This window comes from Candidatus Symbiopectobacterium sp. NZEC127 (assembly GCF_025962675.1).
GTDB lineage: Bacteria > Pseudomonadota > Gammaproteobacteria > Enterobacterales > Enterobacteriaceae > Symbiopectobacterium.
The window spans coordinates 1-9,010 of sequence record NZ_JAGFPG010000013.1; the positions used below are offsets into that span (position 1 = coordinate 1).

The following is a 9,010-nucleotide window of genomic DNA, read 5'->3' on the forward strand; positions in this document are numbered from 1 at the left end:
GAATATCAGTTTATAAATTTGGTCATTTAGCTTTGAATGGAGATATTGTTTCTGCTTGTAAGGTAACAATCCAAGACAAAAAAACAACAATAAATGAGGAGATATATTCACAAGATCAAGATGCATGTTCAAGGTTAGAAGGTTTTTTCTTTTCTTCAGCTAATGAAGGAGAATTAACCGCATGCAATATATCATCAGACCAAAATAAAAAGCTTAGACTAATTAACATGACAATAATAAGATGAATTTTTTAAAATAGAGGGCTAAGAAATGGAAGAAAAACTTACGCCACCATCTGATTCTTCTTATGAGACAAGAGGAAATTACGTACAGAGTGGTATTATAACCATGCTGCGAGCAAACGTAGATGGATATTGTCATTGCATGGTTACTTATTTAACAAGAGATGCTGATGCTGATACTAGGTATGATAACCAGGTAGAGCAATTAGGTGTATGGAAGTGTAACTCCTATTCTGGACTGGCTATGTTTCATTTAGCTATGCAATCTATGGTGACGAGATACACCGTTGATGTTTTATTTGTTGGAGGTGAAGAGAATCAAAAAGAAATAAAGGCAATTACCCTTGGTAAAGAGAAATGGTAAATCATGTGAATTGGGAATTCCCGCCGTAAACGGCGAGGAGTCCCAATTCACAGAGTCCAACCTAAGCCGCTTGATGCAGTTTAGGATTTACAGACTCTCCAAAGGCTAACACCGCTAGACCAGCGGCTTTTATATTCTTGGCGGCGTTAATATCACGGTCATGGTCAGCATTGCGCTCAGGGCATACCCAAGACCGAACATTTAACGCCAATTTAGGCAATGTATACCCGCAACAGTGACACCTTTTAGACGAGGGGAAAAACTGATCGATGGCAACGACAGAACGACCAGACCATTCAGCCTTGTATGTTAGCAACTTACCTAACTTATTAATTGGCTCATCATTAATAAATATTAACAATTCTCAACCAGAGGATTCATCAACATTACCCTCACCTCAGTACAATCCACAGTCTCTATTTTCTTGCTTCTCCTGTTTTTCATTTAAATAATATAAATAAAGCCATTTCACTTGCATTCATGGTTCATCAAAAAAAAACAACCTATCATATATTTTATATAAAAAGGTTTTAAAATGACAAAGACAAAGACAAAGACAAAGACAAAGACAAAGACAAAGACAAAGACAAAGACATTAATTACATTAATTTTGGTTTTTTCTTCTAACAATCTACTTGCTTATAATGTGCCAAATAAAGGAGTATTTTATCGAGTAGACACACGGAATGAAACGGAAATATTTGCCAATGGATTTTCAAATCTTGGTAATAACACGAGTATTAGAGACCATTCTCGGGGGATTAGTTGTCGACATGGACAAGGAAATAGTTCTTTTATTTCTGTCAGTACAGATTCAGAATATGCAGAACATTATGCCCAACGGCTCCTGAGTCCAACTCAAAGAGTTACATATGTCTATATTATTGACTCTGGAGAGCATTTTTATAATATGGCAGATTCCCTAATTGCGAGTAATTATACCGCCGGAGTGAATGATGCAATGAGACAATCTGAGTGGATATCACATGGTCCTATTCCTGCCAGTTCTATTAGAGGAGTCAGAAGGTACACAACGAACAGTACACCACCAATTATCGCTAACCCCAATTATATATACGCCCCCCCTGTGATTAATGATGAGTTTATTTACTCCCGAGAACGCATGCCCGGAATAAATTCTTATATAGCGAATTTTATTCCGTTCGTTCTTCTTTGTATGTCTGCAACTACATATTGCCCCAAACCTACTAGTCAAAAAGAATCAGGTGATGGCTGTTACTTTACTGAGCCGTACAGAATAAAGACAGTTTTATTTTATTCCACATTCATTGTTAGCAAATAAGGGGGCTTATTTCCAAAATTGGGTCGTGACGCAGATTTAGTGGTAGTGATGGATCGTCAGATACCAACCGATGATCTTATCGTGCATGACCTCTGATTTTGGATGACCGTAAGGATTCGTTAATATTTGGCAATAAGCCTAAAAGTTATATAGTTACCAGTGGTTATAACTATTTATTGACACAAATGCATGCTCCGCCCCGCACGAGAGAAACATGCATTTGCAGCTGTGATTAGCTTAACGCTTCAAATATCATATCCATCGCAAACCCCTTGTACTGAAGGTTCCTGATTTGTTTGTTTTTATCCTTCGGTCAGTGGGTAACATTTCACCAAACATCCTGACTCTGGCTTCTTTTGCTAATGCATACCAGTCAATATTGCTCTTTTCGAGTTCCTGCTCTATCAGCGCTTGTGAAAATCCTTTCTGCCGAAGCTCCTGCTTTATCCGTGTGGGGCCATGTAGTTTCTTAACATGTTTGTCAAAAAGATAAGCAGAAAATTGAACATCATTAAGATAATGATTATCAGTCAGAAGCCGTAAAACACGTTCCGCGTCTTCTGTTTTTTCGGTCAGTCGGGTCAACTGCCGGTACATATCACCAGATGCGTAATTCTTTTTTGCCAGCAATGACACCGCATAGTCATATAATTCCTGTCTGGTCATGACTGGCTCCTTTTGTAGCAAATTCCGTCTTTCCCCACCGATAATCCCTGAATTTTCTCTGCCATCAACGGCCAGAGTGACGTTTTACGCTTGTGTTGTTCGTAGAGTGTCCTGAGGTAGCTTTCAGTTCCCGGGAACTGCGGGCCATCTTCCAGATCTTCACTGTAATCAATCGCTTTTTTCATATCGGAAACGGCATAGCTGTAATATTTGCTTTTCGCCTGATTAATCGCGTCTTCCACCAGAAGACGTCGCAACAACGTGGCCGCAAGGGCATATCCATGTTTATATAATGTACTGGATAATGTCCGGATAAATGAGTTCGTAAGATACGCAAGGGACCTGGCAAGTTCCATTCCTTCACTTTGTAGTTCTTTAAGTGCCTTTGTCATTGAGTGGCAATTATGAAAAATCAGCAAATTGGCAATGAGGTGATTGTATTTAATAATCTTCAACTTGCTTATCCCGTACATTTTCTTCGAGTGTACTGGCTGCAAAATAAACCCACTGCACAAATTTATTAAAACTTTCACATTTATTTGTTGCCCCTGGATCATTCTGCGTAACTCTTCACTGCTGACATACTCCAGAAGAAACAATGTCCGGATTACACGTCCAAGCTCCCGAAAGGCAAAATACAATTTATTTTTACGACTGGCTGTTCCCAGTTTGCGCAGGATCGTCGACGGGGCAATGTAGCCGGCTTTAACAGACTGAGCCACCTGCAACATATCGGGTAAATGTCGTTCTATTAACGCCCTGTCGATATTATCCTTGCTGAAAAGCGCCTGAATATGCTGGTAAGTCTGTTCAGATGACGATTTATAGCATTTCAAATCCTTCCAGTTACGAATTCTGGACATGAGTCTGATCCCCAGCAGATACGCCAGCCAAAACACCACTGCATTTTGCGCCTGAGTGTCACCATGTACAGTATCTGGCTGGATATCCGATATCAGGCCATCGAGGATGTAAATGGCTTCCCATACGCCACAGGGAATAAAATGTGAGAAAAGAGCTATGTCGGTATCACTGACGTGATAATAAGCAACTCCGCCCCAGCCACCATAACGGATGTGATATTCTGATAATATGTTGTTTTCATAAATATCCCATTTGGTTCCATCGGCTGCGGCCCGTCCGGGATCGCCCCAGAGGCCGGGCAGCCAGAATCGCTTGTATCCGTTGACCGTATAACGTATTGCTGCATCCAGCTTTTCTTCTGTAACATGCCGTTGATTCAGAAAAGAAATCTGGCGTTCTCCGACGCCTGTAATATTTCTTGCCAGTTGCGCAGTCCCCAGTCCTGTTCCATAGGCAAAGGTCGTCAGAATTTGCCGATATTCTTCATCACCTCTTTTACTTTCATGACCACTGAGTGGACCGAAATGCTGTCCCCATTTCAGCCAGTGCATTGTGTCGCCAAGTGCATCAAGAACTGACAAATTGAGAGCCTGTAATTTTGTGGTCAGGGTTTTATTGACGGCATTAAATCCTGCTGGTAACGGTTTTTTGACCAGTTTTATCAGAACAGGCCGGTCGTTGATTATGGTGAAGTACGAATTGGCCATATAACCCCGGTCAACGCTGTCAGCCACCTCTTTCAGTCGCGTCTGTAAATGCCCGACGAAGGATTTACCCTCCACTGGCAGGCCGACCAGTTCACCATATTCAGCCCGTATTTCTGTGCATTTTTCCATAGGTAAAAGCTGAGTACGGGTATCGGAATAACTATCCCCTCCGGGTACGCAAATATCTGCGGATACCAGCTGGCGGCAAACGCAAACCTCAAGAGCTCGTCGATTCAGCCTGTGTGGAGTGTTATTACGCTTTGTTTCTCCGGTAACCAGTCCCCACCATTTATCAGGGATCCTGTCAAGATCCCGGGCGGTCAGTATGCCATTTTCCTTACTCCCGAGACGCAACCAGTCACTGTGCCGGTGTTTATTGGCCAGAACGAATGCAAGGACCTGAACAAAACTTTGATCCTGTCTGGTTGCCACAAATGTCAGTTTGCTCAGAATACGAAAAATTTGAGTCCGGCGAGTCTTGAAATGGCGCCACATGAAGCGGCTTTCGTTTTTACCCCCGTGTTCAGCATGAATCTGGGAAAATTCACATAAATCCTGGCGGGCCGATACCAGTTGGGAGATGCAGGCGATTTGCTCTTCAATCGACTGCTCTGACTTCAGTACAGTGTCAAGCTGGGCAAACCGGCGAATAATTTCGTCAGTCTTGTCCTGGTTCGCGGAGAGGTATCCACCAAGTTCTTCTGCAGCACGGTGCTGTACTTTAGCCATTTGTTTGCAGAATACATTACACAGATCATCAGTGATTCTGGCCAGTTGCCGCTGTATCAAGGATAGTGTTACCACATATCGCTTTTTGGCCTCCATATCGACCATACTGGCTGCATCCAGGCTCATTCCTTCCAGCGCTAATTGTTTGCGTTTGATCTCGGGGATATCTTCCAGAATACAGATGTTACTGCTCAGCCTGGAAAGCTGGTCATAGCGCAATAATAGCTCTCTGAGCCCTTCTATTGTCGCTTTTGTCAGCACCAGTGATATAAGTCCCTAAATCACCATTTGATTTGTCCGCTCCACCCAACATGTTGTTTCCTGATGGTTCCGACACCGAAAAGGATATCAACATGCTGAGCAGAGAGGACTTTTTCATGATAAAGCAAATGCGCCATCAGGGCGCTTACATTGTCGATATTGCCACCCAAATCGGTTGTTCCCAACGTACCGTCAGACGGTACCTGCGTTATCCGTCACCGCCGGCGCGCAAGGCCCGACTGCGAATGGAAAAACTCCGCCCTTTTATGGAGTACATCGATATGCGTCTGACCGAAAACGTCTGGAACGCCGAAGTGATATTCCATGAAATCAGAAAGATGGGCTATCCCGGCGGACGCTCCACGCTTCGGGCTTACATCCAGCCCAAACGCAAAATGCGGCCGGGTAAAAAGACCGTGCGCTTCGAAACCCAGCCAGGCTACCAGTTGCAGCATGACTGGGGAGAAATCGACGCGGAAGTGGCCAGTGAGCGCTGCAAAATCAACTTCGCCGTTAACACGCTGGGCTACTCGCGTCGCCTCCATGTCTTTGCGGCGTCGAGCCAGGACGCGGAACACACCTATGAGTCCCTGGTGCGGGCCTTGCGCTACTTCGGTGGCGGCGTGAAAACCGTGCTGGTCGATAACCAGAAAGCGGCCGTGCTGAAAAATCACAACGGCAATGTGGTGTTCAACGCCGGCTTCCTGCAACTGGCACAGCACTATGACTTCCAGCCCCGGGCTTGTCGCCCCCGCCGCGCGCGAACCAAGGGCAAGGTTGAACGCATGGTTGAATACCTGAAATACAACTTCTTCGTCCGTTACACGCAGTTCGACAGCTTCGCGCACGTTAATCAGTTGTTGGAGCAGTGGCTTGCCGAGGTCGCGGACCAGCGTGAGCTGCGCCAGTTCCGGCAAACACCGGCGACCCGCTTCGAGGAAGAAAAAGCGCACCTGCAGGCGTTGCCGGCAACGGACTTCGATACCAGCTACTTCGACATCTGTCATGTGGCCTGGGACGGCTATATCGAGGTGCGAGGTAATCGTTACTCCGTGCCGGAGGCCTGGTGCGGCCGCCCAGTCTCCATCCGGATCATGCTGTATGATGAGCTGAGGATCTACGGCAATGAGCAGCTTGTGGCCACTCATCGCCTGAACAACCGTGGTGCCGGGTGGCAGACCGTTCCGGAGCACCACGCGCTGCTGTGGCAACAGGTGAGCATGCTAGAACACCGACCGTTGAGTGCTTATGAGGAGTTGCTGTGATGCATGAACTGGAAACGCTGCTGAGTCGCCTGAAAATGGAGCATCTGGGGTACCAGGTGGAAAGCCTGCTGGAGCAGGCGGCGAAGGAAGAACTCAACTACCGCGAGTTCCTGTGCCGAGCGCTGCAACAGGAATGGAGCGGGCGCCATCAACGCGGCATGGAGTCCCGGCTGAAGCAAGCCCGGCTCCCTTGGGTGAAAACGCTGGAGCAGTTCGACTTCAGCTTCCAGCCGGGCATCGACCGTAAAGTGGTGAGAGAGCTTGCCGGCCTGGCGTTCGTGGAGCGAAGCGAAAACGTGATCCTGCTGGGCCCACCGGGCGTGGGCAAAACGCATCTGGCGGTGGCGCTGGGCGTGAAAGCGGCTGATGCAGGGCATCGGGTGCTGTTCATGCCGCTTGACAGGCTGATAGCGATGCTGATGAAGGCGCGGCAGGAAAACCGGCTGGAGCGCCAACTGCAGCAACTGAGTTATGCACGAGTGCTGATCCTTGATGAAATCGGCTACCTGCCGATGAACCGTGAGGAGGCAAACCTGTTCTTCAGGCTGCTGAATCGGCGTTACGAGAAGGCAAGCATCATCCTGACGTCGAACAAGGGGTTTGGCGGACTGGGGAGAGATGTTCGGCGACAACGTGCTGGCAACGGCGATCCTGGACAGGTTGCTGCATCACTCAACGACGCTGAATATCAAGGGGGAGAGCTACCAGCTAAGAGAGAAACGAAAAGCAGGCGTGCTGAGCAAGAATCTAGCGCCAGAAAACAATGAGGCATCGCTGGAGAAAAGCGGTCAACCTGGTTGATGAATAGCGGACATTAAAAATGGTGAAAAACGGTCAAAGATCGTGGCGTTGACACCCGCATCGGGTGAACTGGTGCTTAACATTTTTTCGTCCCTGGCCCAGTTTGAGAGACGCCTCCTCCAGGAGCGAACCAGGGCAGGCCTCGCGGCTGCACGCGCCCGGGGGCGAAAAGGAGGACGCAGGGCAGTCAGCAAAAGCGCACCGAAAGTGATGATGGCCAGGCATATGTATCATGATAAATCTTTAAGTATCAATGAGATTTGTGAAACGTTAAAAATTTCCCGGGCGACATTCTTCAGGTACGTATCTTTAGCAAAAGATGCAGCCTAATGGTTATATAAAATATTTAGATATAACTTTCAGGCTTATTGCCAGAAATTAACGAATCCTTACGGTCACCCGGAGTGGCCCAGCAACAAAGTGGCAGAACTGCTGCCATGGAACGTAGATCTCACCAATAAATAATAGTCAATACGGCGCTCACTTAATGCTTACAAAAAAACAATGAAAACAAGAAAATAAAGATTGTGGGTTATACTGAGGCGAGGGTAATGTTGATGAGTCATCTGGTTGAGAGTTATTAATATTTGTCAATGATGAGCCCATTAATAAAATAGGTGAGCTAGTTATTGGCGTTTGATTTCCAAAAGTAAAAGGCGAGTCATTAGAGTGAGTGTCAGCATTTACATAATTTCCGTTTTGGAAGTTTTGTACTAAAACACCTCCGTTATTAGACAGACGAGTATAAACGGTCACGGATTCAATTAGTTCACTAGGAATATGTCTATATGCAGCGTATTCGTGTTCCCGCATTACAACGGCTCTTACGTCATGTGACATATTAATTCCAGATGCATCATAATTATGATACATCGTATCTGAAACTGAATAGAAATCTTCGGTAGCTCTTATTGTGTAAAGATAAGCAACATTATTTTCCGCTATATCCATTAGATCATATGAAAAACCTCTGGCTATTTGTGGATTGGAACTTGTAGGTATAAATGCATCATTTCTGGTTCCAATAGCGGCCCTTCTTCCAGATAAGCCAAGAACATGAGCATTGAAGTTAATATTTACACCATTATCTCCACTCTCTGACCATGAAGAAAAACCATTCTTAAAAACCTCTTCGGGAGGTCGATTATCACCTCTATAAACCTTTTTCACTGGGAGGGAGTATACCAATGATGAAAACATTGCTATTAAAAATAAAAATAGTATTTTTTTTAGTGCTTTCATGTGTAACCTCATTATATGTATATGTGAATTCACTAAGGTGTATTTAGAAATTTCCATTTTTATTTTATTAAATAATAATTCAATCAAATACCATCTCATAAGAATAGCTAATTGATACCAAACAAACACAGACACTAATAACCAAAAACGCTCAACCAAAAAATTACATAATTTTAAAAATCAATATGAACAATGTAACCTATATTAAAGTAATATCGTAATTAACCTAAAAAAGCATTGTTGATTTAGATCACAAAAAATAGTATATAAGCACACTCAATGGATTTATTATTTTTACGGTTTTTCTTGATCTAACGTAATAGCTTTTATCTCTTTTGGATTATCGTCGGATTTGTCAAATAAAACATCAACGCGAGTTCTCGTCGTCATCGACTCCATAGCTATATTAAACATAGCCAACCCAGAATAGCTATTACATTTCCATATTCCTAATTGCTCTACAGTGTTATCATACCTAGCATCAGCATTTCTTGTGAGATAAGTAACCATACAGTGACAATATCCATCTATATTTGCTCGTAACATGGTTATAATACCACTTATTT

Annotated in this window: 8 protein-coding genes and 4 pseudogenes; 6 read left to right on the forward strand and 6 right to left on the reverse strand. The window is 44.5% G+C overall.

Annotated features, from left to right (window positions below; genetic code table 11):
• A partial coding sequence (locus J5069_RS23560) for a hypothetical protein (RefSeq protein ID WP_264646097.1) occupies positions 1-245 on the forward strand: 245 nt, incomplete at its 5' end.
• Positions 246-270: 25 nt separating this feature from the next.
• Positions 271-606, forward strand: a complete 336-nt coding sequence (locus J5069_RS23565; protein ID WP_264646098.1) for a hypothetical protein — start codon at positions 271-273, stop codon at positions 604-606.
• Between the two features lie 61 nt (positions 607-667).
• Here the strand turns inward: J5069_RS23565 and J5069_RS23570 are convergent.
• A pseudogene (locus J5069_RS23570) lies at positions 668-922 on the reverse strand (zinc ribbon domain-containing protein); the annotation flags it as partial.
• 219 nt (positions 923-1,141) lie between these two features.
• On the opposite strand from J5069_RS23570, the gene J5069_RS23575 reads away from it, so the two are divergent.
• Entirely contained in the window at positions 1,142-1,909 is a 768-nt protein-coding gene (locus tag J5069_RS23575) for an enterotoxin A family protein (protein WP_264646099.1), read from the forward strand.
• Between the two features lie 232 nt (positions 1,910-2,141).
• On the opposite strand, the gene J5069_RS24335 is transcribed toward J5069_RS23575, so the two are convergent.
• The 3 genes and pseudogenes from J5069_RS24335 to J5069_RS23585 form a co-directional block, all read right to left on the reverse strand.
• Positions 2,142-2,201 (reverse strand): hypothetical protein, encoded by a 60-nt coding sequence (locus J5069_RS24335; protein WP_413542278.1) that lies wholly within the window; start codon positions 2,199-2,201, stop codon positions 2,142-2,144.
• Between the two features lie 143 nt (positions 2,202-2,344).
• Positions 2,345-2,575 (reverse strand): annotated as a pseudogene (locus J5069_RS24340) (regulatory protein RecX); the annotation flags it as partial.
• On the reverse strand, positions 2,572-5,136 hold the full coding sequence (locus tag J5069_RS23585) for a transposase (RefSeq protein ID WP_264646100.1): 2,565 nt from the start codon (positions 5,134-5,136) through the stop codon (positions 2,572-2,574). The pseudogene J5069_RS24340 and the gene J5069_RS23585, both read right to left, overlap by 4 nt.
• 92 nt (positions 5,137-5,228) lie before the next feature.
• Here J5069_RS23585 and istA point away from each other — a divergent pair, with 92 nt between their 5' ends.
• The 3 genes and pseudogenes from istA to J5069_RS24345 all read left to right on the forward strand — a co-directional run.
• Positions 5,229-6,401, forward strand: coding sequence for an IS21 family transposase (gene istA / locus J5069_RS23590; protein ID WP_264646101.1), 1,173 nt, complete (start codon positions 5,229-5,231; stop codon positions 6,399-6,401).
• Positions 6,401-7,202 (forward strand): annotated as a pseudogene (istB, locus tag J5069_RS23595) (IS21-like element helper ATPase IstB). Before istA ends, istB begins: the two are co-directional and overlap by 1 nt.
• A 51-nt stretch (positions 7,203-7,253) precedes the next feature.
• Positions 7,254-7,532 (forward strand): annotated as a pseudogene (locus J5069_RS24345) (recombinase family protein); the annotation flags it as partial.
• A gap of 150 nt (positions 7,533-7,682) precedes the next feature.
• Here the strand turns inward: J5069_RS24345 and J5069_RS23605 are convergent.
• Both J5069_RS23605 and J5069_RS23610 read right to left on the reverse strand, forming a co-directional pair.
• Positions 7,683-8,444 (reverse strand): hypothetical protein, encoded by a 762-nt coding sequence (locus J5069_RS23605; protein WP_264646102.1) that lies wholly within the window; start codon positions 8,442-8,444, stop codon positions 7,683-7,685.
• A gap of 294 nt (positions 8,445-8,738) precedes the next feature.
• Positions 8,739-9,010: hypothetical protein (locus tag J5069_RS23610; RefSeq protein ID WP_264646103.1), on the reverse strand; the 272-nt coding region annotated here is incomplete at its 5' end.